The following is a 15,275-nucleotide window of genomic DNA, read 5'->3' on the forward strand; positions in this document are numbered from 1 at the left end:
TCGACAAACCGCAGCGGATAGAACCGCTTCGTGACAAACGTATGAATTTACGCGCGCCGGCAATTTAATGCCGGAGCCGACGTGGGTGATCGAACGATCCCCCAAGACATCCGACTCGCTATCTGATCCTATCCCGGTTCAACGCGGCCCATTGCAAAAGCATGATCGTCTTGGCGTCGAAAATCTCGCCGGTCTCGATCATCCCTGCAGCGTCGTCGAGCGGGATTTCCAGAACCTCGATATCCTCATGCTCCTCGTCCAGACCGCCGCCTTCGGCGACGCGATCGGCGGTGTCGATCAGGGCTGCGAAGAAGTGGACGACTTCGCTAATGGCGCCCGGCGACATGTAGCATTTAAAGAGGAAGCGCGCCTCGCGCAGGCGATAGCCGGTCTCCTCCATCGCCTCGCGGCGTATCGCCGTCTCGGGATGATCGTTATCGAGAAGGCCGGCCGGCACTTCGATAACCCAGGCGGGATCGCCGTTCAGATGCACGGCAAGACGGAACTGGCGGACAAGGACGACCAGATCGCGTTTCGGATCATAAAGCAGAATGCAGGCGGCCGGCGTGCGGTGGTAGACCTCCCGCTTCAACCGCTGGGTCGCGCCGTTACGGTCGATATAGTCGAGCAGATAGCTGCTCAACCGCGTCCACCCATTCGACAGTATTTCCTCGCCGACGATCTTCACCCGTGATTTCGGCTGCATCATGCTGCGTCCTTGCGAAGCCAGACCTTGTTGTCGTGTACCGCCGCTCCGCCATAAGGCGCGACCGGATCGGCGCCCGTCAGGACGTTGATGCCCTCGCCGTCGACATGCGCCTTGTTCGGCCAGAGACCCTCGGCAATCAGAACGCCCGGTTTCACCTCCGTGGTGATACGGGCGTGGATGCGGAGATCGCCGCGGCTGTTGCCGATGCGGACGAGATCGCCGTGGGCGACACCGTTGGCTTCGGCATCGACAGGATTGATCATCACCTCGGGACGGCCCTCTTTCTGACGAGACGTCTTGGTCTCCGAAAAGCTCGAATTCAGGAAGTTGCGCGCCGGCGACGTGGCGAGACGGAAGGGATGCTCTGGATCGGCAACTTCGATGATATCGACCTGATCGGGGAAGGCCGGAAGCTCGGCATGCGGCCCGAGCGCGCCGATGGCGGCCGGCGGCTTGTTCGGTGCGGGCTGGTTGATCCAGTCGGGGCGGAAATGGAACTTGCTGTCGGCATGAGCAAAGCCGTTCAGGAAATGGGCGTCCTCGAAAGCCGGCTGGCGATCGAACCATTTGTGTTCGAGGAAATGATCGTAATCCGGCAGGTCGCTCGATCGGAGGATGCGGTCGATCATCTCGCGGGCGGTAAAGCCGAAGCCGGGACGATCGGCGACGCCGAGGCGTTTTGCCAGTTCCTCGATGACGAAGAGATTGGTGCGCACGGTCGGCGGCGGCTCGACCAGCTTCGGTCCCAGCAGGATGTGGTTCTGGCCGCCGGCGCGGTAGATATCGTCGTGCTCAACGAACATGGTCGCAGGAATGACGATATCGGCGATGTCGGCCGTTTCGGTCATGAACTGCTCGTGGACGGCGACGAAGAGATCGTCGCGGGCAAAGCCGCGCCTCACGAGACGCTGCTCGGGAGCGATGTTGGCGGGATTGGTGTTCTGGATCAGCATCGCCGTCACCGGACCACGATGGCGCAGCGCCACCGGATCTCCGGTCAGCACCCGGCCGATCTGCGACTGGTCGAGCATGCGGATATCGTCGTCCTTCATCGACCGGCCGGTCAGTTCCGCATTATTCATGCGGAAGATATCGCTGTTCGAATGGAAGGCGCCGCCGCCCTCATATTGCCAGGAGCCGAGAACGGTGGCGACCGACGCGGCCGCATGCATGGCGACCGCGCCGTTGCGCTGGCGGGTGAAACCGTAGCCCAAGCGGAAGAAGGTCTTCTTCGTCGTGCCGACGAGGCGGGCAAAGGCTTCGATCTCCTCGACCGACAGACCGGTGATCGCAGCGGCCCATTGCGGCGTCTTCGTCTTCAGATGCGCTTCGAGACCCTGGGGATCGTCGGCATATCTCGCCATGTAGTCACGATCGGCATAGCCATCCCGGAAGGCGATGTGCATGGTGGCGCAGGCGAGCGCAGCATCGGTGCCAGGCTTGACGATCAACGCCATGTCGGCCTGCTTCATCGTCGGATTGTCATAAATGTCGATGACGACAATCCTGGCGCCACGCTCTTTGCGTGATTTGACGGCGTGGGTCATGACGTTGACCTGGGTCGAGACCGCATTGGTGCCCCAGATGACGACGCAATCGGTGCGGCCCATCTCGCGCGGATCAGGCCCACGGAGCGTGCCGGTTGCCATGGTGAAGCCGGTCCAGGCCGGATTGGTGCAGATCGACGAGAAGAAGCCGGAATAGCGCTTGGCGTGGCGCAGCCGATCGATCGAATCGCGCTGCACCCAGCCCATCGTGCCGGCATAGAAATAGGGCCAGATGGCCTCGCTGCCGTCCCTTGCCTCGGCCTTCACGAAGGCTTCGGCGATTTCGTCAAGCGCATCGTCCCAGGAAATCTGCTGCCACTGCCCTGCCCCCTTGGCGCCGGCGCGGCGCAGGGGATGCAGCAGCCGGTCGGGATGATAGAGCCGTTCGGCATAACGGGCGACTTTGGCGCAGATGACGCCCGAGGTGTAGGAATGGTCGCCGGCGCCGCGCACGCGTCCGATGCGGCCGTCCTCCGATATCTCAACCTCCAGCGCGCAGGTGGAGGGACAGTCATGCGGACAGGCCGTGTGGCCGATCTTGCTGTCCAGCTTCGGGGATTTGGCGTCAATGGGGGTCGCAATGTTCATGGCATTTGTATATGCCAAGGCCTGCATGGCCAAAAGCCAGAAAAACTCCCCATGACGTGAATTCATACGGACATCAGCGAAAATGAACTACCGCCACATCTACCACGCGGGCAATTTTGCCGATGTGCTGAAACATGCCGTGCTGGCGCGGCTGATCCGCTACATGCAGAAGAAGGAGGGCGCCTTCCGCGTGCTCGACACGCATGCCGGCATCGGCCTCTACGACCTCTCTTCCGAGGAAGCGCAGAAAACCGGCGAGTGGCAGGCCGGCATCGGCAAACTGATGGAGGCCGAACTCGGGCCTCAGGTCTCCGAGTTGCTGGAGCCCTACCTCTCGGCGATCCGCGAACTCAATCCCGACGGCGGCATCCGTTTCTATCCCGGATCGCCGAAACTTGCGCGCATGCTGTTCCGACCGCAGGACCGGCTGTCGGCGATGGAGCTGCATCCCGAGGATTATATCAGGCTGCACCGGCTGTTCGAGGGCGATCACCACGTCCGCATCACCGAACTCGACGGCTGGCTGGCGCTCGGCGCGCATCTGCCGCCGAAGGAAAAGCGCGGCATCGTGCTCGTCGACCCGCCCTTCGAGGAAGAGGACGAGTATGAACGCCTGGCCAAGGGACTCCAAAAGGCCTATCGCCGCTTTCCCGGCGGTACCTACTGCCTTTGGTACCCGTTAAAGAAGGGCGCGCCGATCAAGGAATTCCACGAGGCTCTGCAGGCACTCGACATCCCGAAGATGCTTTGCGCCGAACTCACCGTGCGCAGCGACCGCGGCATGACCGGACTGACCGGCTCCGGCCTCGTCATCGTCAATCCGCCATTCACACTAAAGGATGAGTTGCACCAGATGCTTCCGGCGTTGAAGGATCATCTTGCCCAGGACCGCTTCGCCTCCCACCGCGCCTTCTGGCTGCGCGGCGAAAACAAGACGATCAAGAGCGATTGACCGGGCAAGCTGCTTCGGGAATAGTCCGTCCCACCGCCCCATAGTCTCACCAGGTGTTCCATGAAGCTCCTCTGCTCACCGGCCTCGCCCTATTCCAGCAAGGTGCGGATGGCCGCACATTTTCTGGGAATCGAGTTGAACGCCATCCGGGTCGATACCAATACCGGGCCGGCGATCCTGGTGGACAACAATCCACTCGGTAAAATTCCGACGCTTCTGACGGAGGAAGGCGCTTCGATCTTCGACAGCGTGGCGATCATGCATTATTTCGACCGCCTGACGAAGGGTGGCCTCTATCCGTCCAAAGACGGCAAACGCACGGATGCGGAAGTGCTTGAGGCGCTCTGCGACGGTATCTGCGACTGCCTGCTTACCATCGTCTACGAGCGCCGCTTCCGTGACGAGGAGAAGGTTCACCAGCCCTGGATCGACCGGCAATGGAAGAAGGTGACGGCCGGGCTTGCTCATCTCAGCGCCAGGCCGCCGAAACTCGGCAAGAAGCTCAATGGCGGACATTTCGCCCTGGCCGCCACGCTCGACTATCTCGACCTACGCTTCAAGGACCAGTGGGAAGCCGATCACGCGACGCTGGTCGACTGGCTGGCGCAGTTCGAAAAGAAATTCCCTGCTCATCGCGAGCTCAAAGCCAGCGCCTGATCCGGAGCTGAAACGGAGCACCGGACAGTAGACAGCAAAAAGCCGGGCGATGAGCCCGGCTTCTGCATATTGGGATGTTCAATCGGCTTAGAACTTCACGCCGATACCGAGCTTGACGCTGTTCTCGTCGTAACCGCGCGAGAAGCTGCCGGAGTCGAGGTCGTAGTCCTTGCTCTGGTAGTCGGTGTAGCGATATTCCAAGCGCGTCGTGATGTTGTTTGTCACGAAGGCTTCGACACCGGCGCCGACCGTGTAACCGTAGTTCGTCTTGCTTTCGTCCGAGGTGCCGTCGGAAACCTTGACGTTGCCGAGGGCAAGACCAGCCGTACCGTAGAGCAGGAAGGGATTCATGTCGTAGCCGACGCGGCCGCGGACGGAGCCGTTCCAACCATACTTGTTCTTGACGCCGCCCGAGGAGACGTCATCGCCGCTGTAGCCAAGATCCGATTCAACGCCGTAAACGATCTGGCCTGCTTGCCAGTTGTAACCGGTGAAGACCTGGCCGCCGAAACCATAGGTGTGGCGGTCGGAACCGAAGTCACCCATGTTGTAGGTGCCGGCGCCGCCGAGATAGAAGCCTTCCCAGTTGCCGGCCGGCTTGACCGGGGCGTCCTGGGCAACCGGTGCTTCCGGAACCTGGTCGACGGCATCAGCCGCCTGAGCTGCCGAAACGCCCGCGATTGCAAAAGCAGAGGCCATGAGGCCAGCAATGAGTACACGCATACTTTTCTCCTTTCAGTCCCGCGCCGCTTTCATCTGTCTATCAGCGAAGCATTGGCGGGGAAATTGCCAGATGTCCCTTCCGGATCGAGACTGAAATTGGAACTGAAATGCGGATTTGAAAGAGCCAAATTGTGATATCATTGTGGCTGCCGCATGGCGGAAATTCGATGTTGCTTGAGAGCAACATAGGATTCATTAACCCTACCGAATGGTTAAACTTAAAATACTTATTTTAAGAAACAACATTATTAAATAATACATAGAATATCCCGGCCATGGATGCAACTGTGGCCGCCTATTTATATAATCTCCGCCCGCCCTTATATAGGTTGCACACAGACTCGCGGGATCAGAAGGCAAGATTTTGAACCACAGAAGACTTCGCTCAGCCCTGATAACAGGGGCGGCCAAGAGAATAGGCAGGGCAATCGCCGAAGACCTTGCTGCAAATGGCTTTTCCGTCGCGATCCACGCCAACAGCTCCCTCGGCGAAGCCGAAGAGCTGGCGGCGGAATTGCGGCGAAAGGGACAAAGAGCGGTCGCGTTGCAGGCCGACCTTACCGATATCGGCGAAACGGCTGAACTGGTCGCGAAGGCGTCGGAAGCGCTCGGGCCGCTCGATCTGCTCGTCAACAATGCGTCGGTTTTCCAGCATGATTCCGCGCGCAGTTTTAACGCCGCCACATGGGCGCTGCACTTCGATCTGCACGTGCGTGCGCCGTCGATCCTCGCGGCGACCTTTGCGCAGCAGCTGTCTGCCGAGGCGGCGGGACTCATTGTCAACATTATCGACCAGCGCGTCTGGGCACTGAGACCGAGCTTCTATTCCTACACGCTCTCCAAGTCCGCGCTGTGGACGGCGACGCAGACGCTTGCCCAGGCTTTGGCGCCCCGCATCCGCGTTAATGCGATCGGCCCCGGGCCATCAATGCCGAGCGAGCGGCAGTCGTTGGAGGACTTCCAAGCGCAGGTCTCAGCCCTTATCCTGCAGCGAGGGCCGGCACTGGAGGAATTCGGACAAACGATTCGTTTCCTTTACGACACCCCCTCGATCACCGGCCAGATGATTGCCCTCGACGGCGGCCAGCACCTTGCCTGGCAGACGCCCGATGTGGCGGAGATTAAGGAATGAACGGACGAAAGCTGCCGGATGGCGGCGTTCTCTACGATGATACGGATGAGAGCGAAGACGAAATCGAGGTGGAAGGCGACGTTTCCGCCTCGCCTGTTGCGGCAGCTGTCGACTGGAACGCCGGCAGCCTCAACGAAACCGGGCTCATCGGCGCCGAACTGATCGGCGAATTCGTCAAGCGCCTGCCGAACAGCCCCGGCGTCTACCGCATGTTCAATGCCGAGGGCGACGTGCTCTATGTCGGCAAGGCGCGCAGCCTGAAGAAGCGCGTCGGCAATTACGCCGTCGGCCGTGTGCATTCCAACCGCATCGCCCAGATGGTGCGCCAGACGGCGAACATGGAATTCGTGACGACGCGCACGGAAACCGAAGCGCTACTCCTGGAAGCGAATCTGATCAAGCGCTTGCGGCCGCGCTTTAACGTGCTGCTGCGCGACGACAAGTCGTTTCCCTATATCCTCATCACCGGGGATCACCGGGCGCCGGCGATTTTCAAGCATCGCGGCGCCAGGGCGCGGAAAGGCGATTATTTCGGGCCTTTCGCTTCGGCCGGCGCGGTCGGGCGCACGATCAATTCGCTGCAGCGCGCCTTCCTGATCCGCACCTGCACCGACAGTGTCTTCGAAACGCGCACGCGACCCTGCCTGCTTTACCAGATCAAGCGCTGTTCCGGGCCCTGCACGCACGAGGTCAGCGACGAGGGGTATGCCGAGCTGGTGCAGGAGGCGAAAGATTTCCTGTCCGGCAAGAGCCAGAAGGTGAAGTCGCATATGGCGGAAGCCATGAACCAGGCGGCCCAGGACCTCGATTTCGAACGGGCGGCGATTTATCGCGACCGCCTTGCGGCACTTTCCCATGTCCAAAGCCACCAGGGCATCAACCCGGCCGGTGTCGAGGAGGCTGACGTTTTCGCAATCCAACACGAAGGCGGCGTCTCCTGCATCCAGGTGTTCTTCTTCCGCACCGGGCAGAACTGGGGCAACCGCGCCTATTTTCCGAAGGCCGACCCGCAACTATCCAGCGCCGAAGTTCTGAATGCCTTTCTCGCGCAATTCTACGACGACAAGCCGGTGCCGAAACAGATCATGCTGTCGGAGACGGTCGAGGAATTGGAGCTGCTCGCCGCAGCGCTCAGCGAAAAGGCCGGCCACAAGGTCTCCATCCTCGTGCCGCAGCGCGGCGAGAAGCGCGATCTCGTCGAGCATGTGGTCGGCAATGCGCGGGAAGCGCATGGGCGAAAGCTTGCTGAGACGGCGTCGCAATCGCGGCTGCTCGAAGGATTCAAAGAAACCTTCGGGCTCGCCTATGCGCCGCAGCGCATCGAGATCTACGACAACTCGCATATCATGGGCACTAACGCCGTCGGCGGCATGGTGGTGGCGGGGCCGGAAGGCTTCGTGAAGAACCAATACCGCAAGTTCAACATCAAATCGACCGACATCACCCCCGGCGACGACTTCGGAATGATGAAGGAGGTGATGACCCGGCGGTTCTCGCGGCTGATCAAGGAGGAAGGTATTCCCGACCGGACGGCGCAGACAGCAGCTGCCGACGCTGCCGACATGCCCTTCCCTGCCTGGCCCGACGTGATCCTCATCGACGGCGGCCAGGGGCAGATGACGGCGGTGCGGGCCATCCTGGCCGAGCTCGGCATCACCGACAGCGTGACGGCGATCGGCGTCGCCAAGGGTGTCGACCGCGACGCCGGACGCGAGCGCTTCTTTGCGCCGGGACGCGAGAGTTTCACATTGCCGCCGCGCGATCCTGTGCTCTATTTCATCCAGCGCATGCGCGACGAGGCGCACCGGTTCGCGATCGGCTCGCACCGGGTTCGGCGCAAGAAGGAGATGGTCAAGAACCCACTCGACGAGATCGGCGGTATCGGCCCGTCGCGCAAGCGCGCGCTGCTCCAGCATTTCGGCACGGCGAAGGCGGTTTCCCGCGCCGCCCTTTCCGACCTGATGGCGGTGGAAGGTATTTCGGAAGCCGTGGCAAAGCAGGTCTATAACCATTTCCACGACGACGCCGCGAAATAAGCGGCGGCCGTCGCAAATTCCACGCAATGGCGGTGAAAAGACAGAAAGAATGTTGACGGTTCCTGGCCAAAGCCGTCATCTACATCGACCCGAAAATCGAAATAGGTTTTCGTAAAGACGCGGCGCTGCAGCGGCGCATCAATTCAGAGAAACGATCCATGGCATCGCGTGCGTACAGCCTTCCCAACCTTTTGACTTACGGCCGCATCCTCGCCGTGCCACTGATCGTTCTCTGCTTCTTCGTCGAGGGCAGGCTGTCGATCAGCAATACGGCGCGCTGGGTGGCGCTGTGGATCTTCGTCATCGCCTCGATCACCGATTTTCTCGACGGCTATCTCGCACGCATCTGGAACCAGACCTCGAATATCGGTCGGATGCTCGATCCGATCGCCGACAAGCTGCTGGTCGCCTCGATCCTTCTCCTGGTCGCGGCCGACCAGACCATCGCCGGCTGGTCGATCTGGGCGGCAATCATCATTCTCTGCCGTGAGATCCTGGTTTCCGGCCTGCGTGAATATCTGGCGGCGCTGAAGGTCAGCGTGCCGGTGACACGGATCGCCAAGTGGAAGACGACGCTGCAGCTCGTTGCCATCGCCTTCCTGCTCGCGGGACCTGCCGGCGACGAGATTTTCCCCTATACGACGCAGACGGGCATTGCGCTCTTGTGGATCGCAGCACTGCTGACCATCTATACCGGCTATGACTATTTCCGTGCCGGGCTGAAACATATCGTGGATGACGAGGAATGACGCGGCTTGTCTATTTCGCCTGGGTGCGTGAGCGCATCGGCAAGGGCGAGGAGGAGATCGACCTCCCCTCCTCCGTCGTCACCGTCGCCGATCTTCTGAATCATTTGAAGACGCTGGGCGAGGAATATGAAGCCGCACTTCAATATCCTGAGGTGATCCGCGTGGCGCTCGACATGGAGCATGTCGAGCATGACGAGCCGATTGGCGCGCCCCGTGAGATCGGGATTTTTCCGCCGATGACGGGGGGATGAGACGGTGACGGCGGTGCCGTGTCGCTACCCCCCTCTGCCCTGCCGGGCATCTCCCCCACACGGTGGGAGATTGGCTGGGCGCACGGGCTTCCTCAAACAATTGGCGTTTCAGCCCGGCGAAGCGGTAAATGGTCAAGAAGAGCGTGCCACTTGTGATCTCCCCACACGGCACAGCCTTTCCGCATTCTTCATAGCGGCTTCAAAGCAGCGGAGGATTTCGCTGTGACCATCACCCCCACCATCCGCGTCCAGCGCGAAGACTTCGACCTGCAGGCCGAAGTCGATCTCCTCTCGAAAGGCAAAGGCGACATCGGCGCCGTCGTTACCTTCTCCGGCCTCTGCCGCGATGAAGGCGGGAGGCTGGCGGCGCTTGAACTCGAGCATTATCCCGGCATGGCCGAAGCCGAGATGACTCGCATCGGCGAACTCGCCATCACCCGTTTCGGGCTGCTCGGGCTGACCGCCATCCACCGCTACGGCAAGATCGCTCCTGGCGAGAACATCGTGCTCGTTGTTGCAGCCGCCCCTCACCGGCAGGCCGCCTTCGACGGCGCCAATCTCGTCATGGATTTCCTCAAGACCGCAGCGCCCTTCTGGAAGAAGGAGCACGGCAAGGACGGCGCCAGGGGCGACTGGGTCGCGGCGAAAGACGCCGACGACGCGGCGCGCGACAAGTGGAAATGATCAGAGCATGATGCCGAAAAGTGTGCGCGGTTTTCGGATAACACCATGCGCCATTTCTAAAGCACCACACGCTCCCTGCGGCTCATAACCAGAAGCAGGACGAGCAGCGAGAAGACCACCAGATCTCGCCAGACGAATGCGCCATAGGCGCCCCACAAGGTTTCGACAACGGCAAGCCCGGCAGCGCCGCCAGCCGAACGCAGCGGATCGGAATAGCCGCCGACGGCTGCGATCAGCAGCACCTTGAGCCCGAACATCAGTCCCGCGCCGAAATCCATCGAACCGTAATAAAAGGTGGCGAGAATGCCGCAGAGGGTGGCGACGAGAGCAGCTGCCGCATAGGCGACAAGGAAGACACGGCTGGCGCTGGTACCGCAGAGCTCGGCGGCCAGCGGATCATCGGTGACGGCTCGCCAGAGGCGACCCCAGGCCGTGCGATTGAGGATCAGCGCACCGAACGCGACAATGGCTGACATCAGCGCCGTGTCGATCAGCTGGATATAGGTGAGAGTCACTTTGAATGGACCATCACTCCAGAAGACAACAACCTGGTTCAGGAACGGCGGCAGCCAGATCGCTCTTGTATCGGCGGCAAGGCGGGCGGTTTCCATCAGCACGATCATGATGCCGAGCGCGGCAACGATGACGGTATTCGGCGATTTGCTGGCCAGCGGCAGCATGATGGAGCGGCCGATCCAGATGCCCGCGGCCAGTGAATATACAAGCGCAGCGCACGCGCCGATCGCAAGGGCGGCCGGCAGCACCAGCCAGAACCTGACATAGGCGAGCTCGGTAAAAAGCAGCAGGATCTGGCCGGAGAAGGCGAAGATCGCCCCATAGGTGATGTCAGCCCGCTTGGTCACACCGAAGGCAACCGCATAACCGAAGGCGAGCGCGGCATAGAGGGCGGCAAGCGGCACCGCATTCGCCAGTTGTTGCAGAAGATAGGCCATTCCGAAGACTCCGCGTCGGCAAATTATAACTGGTAAAACCTATTTCACCAGTTATAATTTCCTCATGAGCTTTTCCTGGACCCCTCACCGTTTTGCCGGCGGCGCACTGGCGCTCGATGTCGCCAACAGCGTCGTTCTTCGCGACGACCCAAAGCGGAGGGTCGACCGCTTCGCGAGCCGCGAGCAGATGCGCAACTTCCCGCGCGCCGCCGCCGAATTCTGCGCCGAACGGGCCTTGTTTGGTGAGATCGCGCCGGTGGCGCCGCAAGACGAAGTCGACTTTATCGCGCTGCGCGAGGCGATCGACCGCTATTTCCGCAAGCGTATACTGGATGGCGGCGACGACCAATTGCTGGCCGAATTGCTGGAGGCGCTAGCGAAGATCTTGCGCCAGGCAAGCCCGGCAAGCTTGGCGGCGGCGACCGCCCATTCGGTGCTCAGGCTGATTGCCATGCCGGATCCCGAGCGCATGAAGATCTGCGGCAATTGCGGCTGGCTGTTCATCGACCGCAGCAAGAACAAGAGCCGCGCCTGGTGCGACATGGCGATCTGCGGCAACCGCGCCAAGGCGAACCGTCACTATCGCCGTAAGAAGGAGGAGACGCCATGAGAAAACGTCTAATCGTAACAGCGGCGGCAACAAGCCTTCTGCTGTCCGCCTGCCAGCGCCAGGCCGAAAATCTCGTCGAAGTCACCGGCCATCTTTTTGTCTTCAATTATCGCGTCGCGAGCGCCACCTATCTGCTGACGCTGAAGAAGACAGGTCCAATCCCCGACGGTTCGGTCATCATCGCCGAATTCGAGAACCCGCAAGGCGGCGACCCGCTGGTGCTGAACCAGAAAATCTACCCGATCGACGACAAGATCGCGCTGCAGAGCGAAAACCTGCACTGCGTGCGCAAGGACCGCCCCTATTCGGTGAATGTTCGGCTGGTCGACAAGGACGGCAAGGTGCTGCAGCAATTGAAGACGGAGTTCCGCTCCGACCTCGACCAGACGGTGCTGCCGAGCAAGCCGCTCGTCGTCGGCGCGCTTTACGACAAGAACCCGGAGGTCTTCAAGCCTGACGGCAGCGTCGATTTCTCGAACATCGACAAGTGCCCATCATAGAAAAAGCCGGGGCGAGGCCCGGCTTTCGAGAGTCAATTCAACGCATTGCGCAGCAATGCCGAAGCGCGGCCTCAGCCGACGATTTCGGTGTCGGAGAACCAGTACTTGATTTCCTGGGCAGCCGTTTCCGGAGCGTCGGAGCCATGAACGGAATTTTCGCCGATCGACAGGGCGTGAACCTTGCGGATCGTGCCTTCGGCAGCGTTTGCCGGGTTGGTCGCGCCCATGATTTCGCGGTTCTTGAGGATCGCGCCTTCGCCTTCCAGGACCTGAACGACGGTCGGGCCGGAGGTCATGCCTTCGACGAGTTCGCCGAAGAAGGGACGGTCCTTGTGAACGGCGTAAAAGCCTTCAGCTTCGCGGCGGCTCATCCAGACGCGCTTGGAGGCGACGACGCGCAGGCCGGCATCTTCGAGCATCTTGGTGATGGCGCCCGTCAGGTTGCGCTTGGTTGCGTCAGGCTTGATCATCGAGAAGGTGCGTTCAATCGCCATAGTCAAATCCTCTGTTTTCTCGGGAAAAGTGGGCGGTCTTTACCCGCCCCAACGGCCGAAAACAAGAGGCTGGCGGCAATTTCACGCCGCTGTCACAGTCCTGCCGCGGCTTTCGTGGAGATCGAGGCAGCGTTCGAACCAGGCCATCACGGGATCGTCGGCGGCAAGCATGGCCAGTCCTGCGGACACCCGCAGCCATTGCAGCGCGCCGAAGACGATATAATCGGCAAAGAGCGGCGATTGCCCGCCGATGAAGGGCTGAAACCTCAGCATGTGACGGAGCGGCTCCAGCTTGGCGCCGAAGGCAGCCTTCTCCGCCTCGCTGTCGGCGGCAAAGACTTCCAGCGGCTTGCCGAGCCTGACCTCGCGGCTCTGACGAAAGTAGGCTTTGTCGCCTTCGTCGAGGATCGCGTGGATATCGAGAAGGGCGATCCGCATGATCGCCGGGTGGATGATCATCTGCGAATAGCCCTCAACCATGCGCGACAGCGCCTTGCCGCCCTCGCCATTGAACAGCGACGGCCGCTCCGGATATGCCTCTTCGAGATAGAGGGCGATAGCAAAACTGTCCGAGATCAGCCGGCCATCATCGTCGAGCACGGGCAGGGTCGATGATACGCCGCCGCCGATGTCGCGGATGCGGGCGTAGGTCGTCGGGATCTCCTTGAAATCGAGCCCCTTATGCGCGAGCGCCATCACCGCCTTCCAGCAATGGGGCGAAAAGAAGCGCCGTTCATCGGCGCCGCAGAGGGAATAGAGGGCTCTAGTCATGACAATCCTTTCGAGGTCTTATCTGCCTGCATTCGACGACAGAAAGCGAACGCGATCAAATCAGGAATTTTCATGGCGCCATCACTCGGATTTCTCGGGAAAGCGGCTAGACTTCGCCAACAACGCCAGGGGACCATATGCTTAGACATTTCAGGATGCTCGCGGCCTATAACCGCTGGGCCAATGCCCAAGTCTATACGGCTGCGGCCGAACTGAGCGAGGCGGAGTTCCGCAGCGACAGCGGCGCGTTTTTCGGCTCGCTGCATCGCACGCTCAATCACCTGCTCGTCGCCGACCGCATATGGATGAAGCGCTTCACCGGCATCGGCGAAGCGCCGGTGACCCTCGATGCCGTGCTTTTCGAAAAGCTGGACGCGCTTGCAGCCGCGCGCAAGGCGGAGGACGAGCGCATCATTGCCTGGACGGGTAGTCTCGATGAGGCGAGCCTCGCCGGCAACTTCACGTATGTCCCGGTGACGCAGCCGATCCAGATCACTCAGCCGCTGTCGAGCGCGCTCGCGCATCTCTTCAATCACCAGACGCATCACCGCGGCCAGTGCCACATGACGCTGACGGCGCTGGGCAAACCGAGCCTCGGGCTGGACCTTATTTATTTTCTGCGCAGCGAAGGCGCGAGTGGCTGTGAGGCAACGGCTTCATCAAGACTGAATTAACCGCCTTCGCCGGTTCCCATCGCCAATCCGGCGCTTCCCTTCGCAAGTTCAGCTTCTTTTAAAAGCTTGAGAGCATAGCGGAAGTGACAAATCAGGCCGGGCGCGAGGGATCGTCATGCAGAATGCAAGCACAAACGCACTGGTGGCGCGCGAGGCTGTACGCCCAGGGCCAATGACGGATATCCAAAAGATCGCGCATCACATGGCGCGGCTCAACGTTGCCGCGCTGCCGCGCAACTACGAACTCTTTCATGAGGCCATCATCGGGCACAATCCTGGTCTTGCGCAGGATATCGCCGCGCTCGGACCGCAGCCGCAACAGGCGATGCTCGACGAACTCGGACTGAAATACCGGCTTGTCGGCCATTGCGGACTGGCGGGCGAGACGTCGCGCAACGAGGCCAGCCTAACGCTGCGCGCGGTGGCGGAAAGGCTTGCCGAAGGATTGCGGCACAGAGACGCCTTTGCCCGCGCCTGCGGCATGATCCTGAGATCTGTCGACGGTCATGAGGACCAGAGCCTTGCCGCCTTCATCGGCGAGGTCGATTACCTCTCCGCCTCGCTTGCAACTGTAATGTCGGCGGAGATGGAAATCAGCGCCAGACTGCAGGACGACATCAACAGGCTGGACACGCTGGAGCGCGGCATTTCGGCGATGCAATCGGCCACCGTCGCCGACAAGATCACCGGCCTTGCGAACCGCATCGCGCTGAACCGGCAGATCACCGAACTCTACGAACGTGAAGAGGGTGCCGCCGGCAGCGCGCTGATCATGGTGGATATCGACGATTTCACCGAGCTCAACGACAGATACGGCACTCAGGCAGGCAACAAGCTCTTGAAGAAGCTTGCCGCGCTGTTTCGGAAATCGGTGAAGAAGAACGACTTCGTCGCGCGCACAGAGGCCGACGAATTCGCCTTGCTGTTTGCCAATGTCGGCATGCAGGATGCGATCGCTATCGCCGAGCGCCTGCGCGCCTCGGTCGAAGAAAATCTTGTCTTCGCCACCTCAGACAAAGGTGACAGCGGCAGGCTGACCATCTCGGTCGGCGTGGCGCTCAGCGCCGATGCGGCGACACCGGGACATCTCCAGGCCAACGCCCGGGTCGCGCTGCTTGCCGCGAAATCGAACCCCCGCCTGCCGGTACAAGCTTTCGGCCGCTGAGGCGTATGACCGCTGTCGGTGCGGGCGAGCAAGCTCGCGGCCGGACGAGCAAGCTCGCCGCCGGACGAGCTCGTCGGGGG

Annotated in this window: 17 protein-coding genes; 11 read left to right on the forward strand and 6 right to left on the reverse strand. The window is 61.1% G+C overall.

The annotated features are described in order from the left end of the window. Positions 1–118: 118 nt before the first annotated feature. On the reverse strand, positions 119–709 hold the full coding sequence (locus tag ACQ7C1_RS06820) for an NUDIX domain-containing protein (RefSeq protein WP_430957749.1): 591 nt from the start codon (positions 707–709) through the stop codon (positions 119–121). Next, complete coding sequence (locus ACQ7C1_RS06825) at positions 706–2,910, reverse strand: molybdopterin oxidoreductase family protein (RefSeq protein ID WP_430957750.1); 2,205 nt, start codon at positions 2,908–2,910, stop codon at positions 706–708. The genes ACQ7C1_RS06820 and ACQ7C1_RS06825 overlap by 4 nt, the downstream gene beginning before the upstream one ends. Positions 2,911–2,926: 16 nt before the next feature. Between ACQ7C1_RS06825 and ACQ7C1_RS06830 the strand changes: the two genes are divergently transcribed. Together ACQ7C1_RS06830 and ACQ7C1_RS06835 are read left to right on the forward strand one after the other, a co-directional pair. Further along, complete coding sequence (locus tag ACQ7C1_RS06830) at positions 2,927–3,796, forward strand: 23S rRNA (adenine(2030)-N(6))-methyltransferase RlmJ (protein ID WP_430957751.1); 870 nt, start codon at positions 2,927–2,929, stop codon at positions 3,794–3,796. Positions 3,797–3,856: 60 nt separating this feature from the next. After that, the gene (locus ACQ7C1_RS06835; protein WP_430957752.1) at positions 3,857–4,453 is read left to right on the forward strand and encodes a glutathione S-transferase; all 597 of its coding nucleotides are present in this window, start codon (positions 3,857–3,859) and stop codon (positions 4,451–4,453) included. 87 nt (positions 4,454–4,540) lie between these two features. Here ACQ7C1_RS06835 and ACQ7C1_RS06840 read toward each other — a convergent pair whose 3' ends face one another. Further along, complete coding sequence (locus tag ACQ7C1_RS06840) at positions 4,541–5,176, reverse strand: outer membrane protein (protein WP_011424814.1); 636 nt, start codon at positions 5,174–5,176, stop codon at positions 4,541–4,543. A gap of 364 nt (positions 5,177–5,540) precedes the next feature. Between ACQ7C1_RS06840 and ACQ7C1_RS06845 the strand changes: the two genes are divergently transcribed. From ACQ7C1_RS06845 to ACQ7C1_RS06865, 5 genes are all read left to right on the forward strand, one after another. After that, positions 5,541–6,308 carry an SDR family oxidoreductase gene (locus ACQ7C1_RS06845; RefSeq protein WP_097598455.1) on the forward strand — a complete coding sequence of 256 codons (768 nt, stop codon included), beginning with the start codon at positions 5,541–5,543 and terminating at the stop codon, positions 6,306–6,308. Next, on the forward strand, positions 6,305–8,344 hold the full coding sequence (gene uvrC, locus ACQ7C1_RS06850; protein WP_430957753.1) for an excinuclease ABC subunit UvrC: 2,040 nt from the start codon (positions 6,305–6,307) through the stop codon (positions 8,342–8,344). The genes ACQ7C1_RS06845 and uvrC overlap by 4 nt, the downstream gene beginning before the upstream one ends. A 158-nt stretch (positions 8,345–8,502) precedes the next feature. Continuing rightward, positions 8,503–9,093 carry a CDP-diacylglycerol--glycerol-3-phosphate 3-phosphatidyltransferase gene (pgsA, locus tag ACQ7C1_RS06855; RefSeq protein ID WP_097598457.1) on the forward strand — a complete coding sequence of 197 codons (591 nt, stop codon included), beginning with the start codon at positions 8,503–8,505 and terminating at the stop codon, positions 9,091–9,093. Next, positions 9,090–9,344 (forward strand): molybdopterin converting factor subunit 1, encoded by a 255-nt coding sequence (gene moaD, locus ACQ7C1_RS06860; protein ID WP_064801643.1) that lies wholly within the window; start codon positions 9,090–9,092, stop codon positions 9,342–9,344. Before pgsA ends, moaD begins: the two co-directional genes overlap by 4 nt. Before the next feature lie 222 nt (positions 9,345–9,566). Beyond that, a complete protein-coding gene (locus tag ACQ7C1_RS06865) occupies positions 9,567–10,028 on the forward strand; it encodes a molybdenum cofactor biosynthesis protein MoaE (protein WP_430957754.1) in 462 nt (153 codons plus the stop codon). A 56-nt stretch (positions 10,029–10,084) separates the two neighbouring features. Here ACQ7C1_RS06865 and ACQ7C1_RS06870 read toward each other — a convergent pair whose 3' ends face one another. Further along, positions 10,085–10,981, reverse strand: a complete 897-nt coding sequence (locus ACQ7C1_RS06870) for an ABC transporter permease subunit (protein ID WP_430957755.1) — start codon at positions 10,979–10,981, stop codon at positions 10,085–10,087. 64 nt (positions 10,982–11,045) lie between these two features. Here ACQ7C1_RS06870 and ACQ7C1_RS06875 point away from each other — a divergent pair, with 64 nt between their 5' ends. Both ACQ7C1_RS06875 and ACQ7C1_RS06880 read left to right on the forward strand, forming a co-directional pair. Then, entirely contained in the window at positions 11,046–11,591 is a 546-nt protein-coding gene (locus ACQ7C1_RS06875; protein WP_183699561.1) for a CGNR zinc finger domain-containing protein, read from the forward strand. Then, the gene (locus ACQ7C1_RS06880) at positions 11,588–12,091 is read left to right on the forward strand and encodes a hypothetical protein (protein WP_430957756.1); all 504 of its coding nucleotides are present in this window, start codon (positions 11,588–11,590) and stop codon (positions 12,089–12,091) included. The genes ACQ7C1_RS06875 and ACQ7C1_RS06880 overlap by 4 nt, the downstream gene beginning before the upstream one ends. 71 nt (positions 12,092–12,162) lie before the next feature. On the opposite strand, the gene ndk is transcribed toward ACQ7C1_RS06880, so the two are convergent. After that, positions 12,163–12,585: a nucleoside-diphosphate kinase gene (gene ndk, locus ACQ7C1_RS06885; RefSeq protein ID WP_011424805.1), complete on the reverse strand. Its 423-nt coding sequence runs from the start codon at positions 12,583–12,585 to the stop codon at positions 12,163–12,165. An 81-nt stretch (positions 12,586–12,666) separates the two neighbouring features. Further along, a complete protein-coding gene (locus ACQ7C1_RS06890) occupies positions 12,667–13,356 on the reverse strand; it encodes a glutathione S-transferase family protein (RefSeq protein ID WP_430957757.1) in 690 nt (229 codons plus the stop codon). A 137-nt stretch (positions 13,357–13,493) separates the two neighbouring features. On the opposite strand from ACQ7C1_RS06890, the gene ACQ7C1_RS06895 reads away from it, so the two are divergent. Then, on the forward strand, positions 13,494–14,030 hold the full coding sequence (locus ACQ7C1_RS06895) for a DinB family protein (protein ID WP_430957758.1): 537 nt from the start codon (positions 13,494–13,496) through the stop codon (positions 14,028–14,030). 115 nt (positions 14,031–14,145) lie between these two features. Beyond that, positions 14,146–15,195: a GGDEF domain-containing protein gene (locus ACQ7C1_RS06900; protein ID WP_430957759.1), complete on the forward strand. Its 1,050-nt coding sequence runs from the start codon at positions 14,146–14,148 to the stop codon at positions 15,193–15,195. The last annotated feature ends 80 nt before the right edge of the window (positions 15,196–15,275 follow it).

The sequence above is a fragment of the Rhizobium sp. Nf11,1 genome (assembly GCF_050587665.1).
In the GTDB taxonomy this organism is placed as follows: domain Bacteria; phylum Pseudomonadota; class Alphaproteobacteria; order Rhizobiales; family Rhizobiaceae; genus Rhizobium.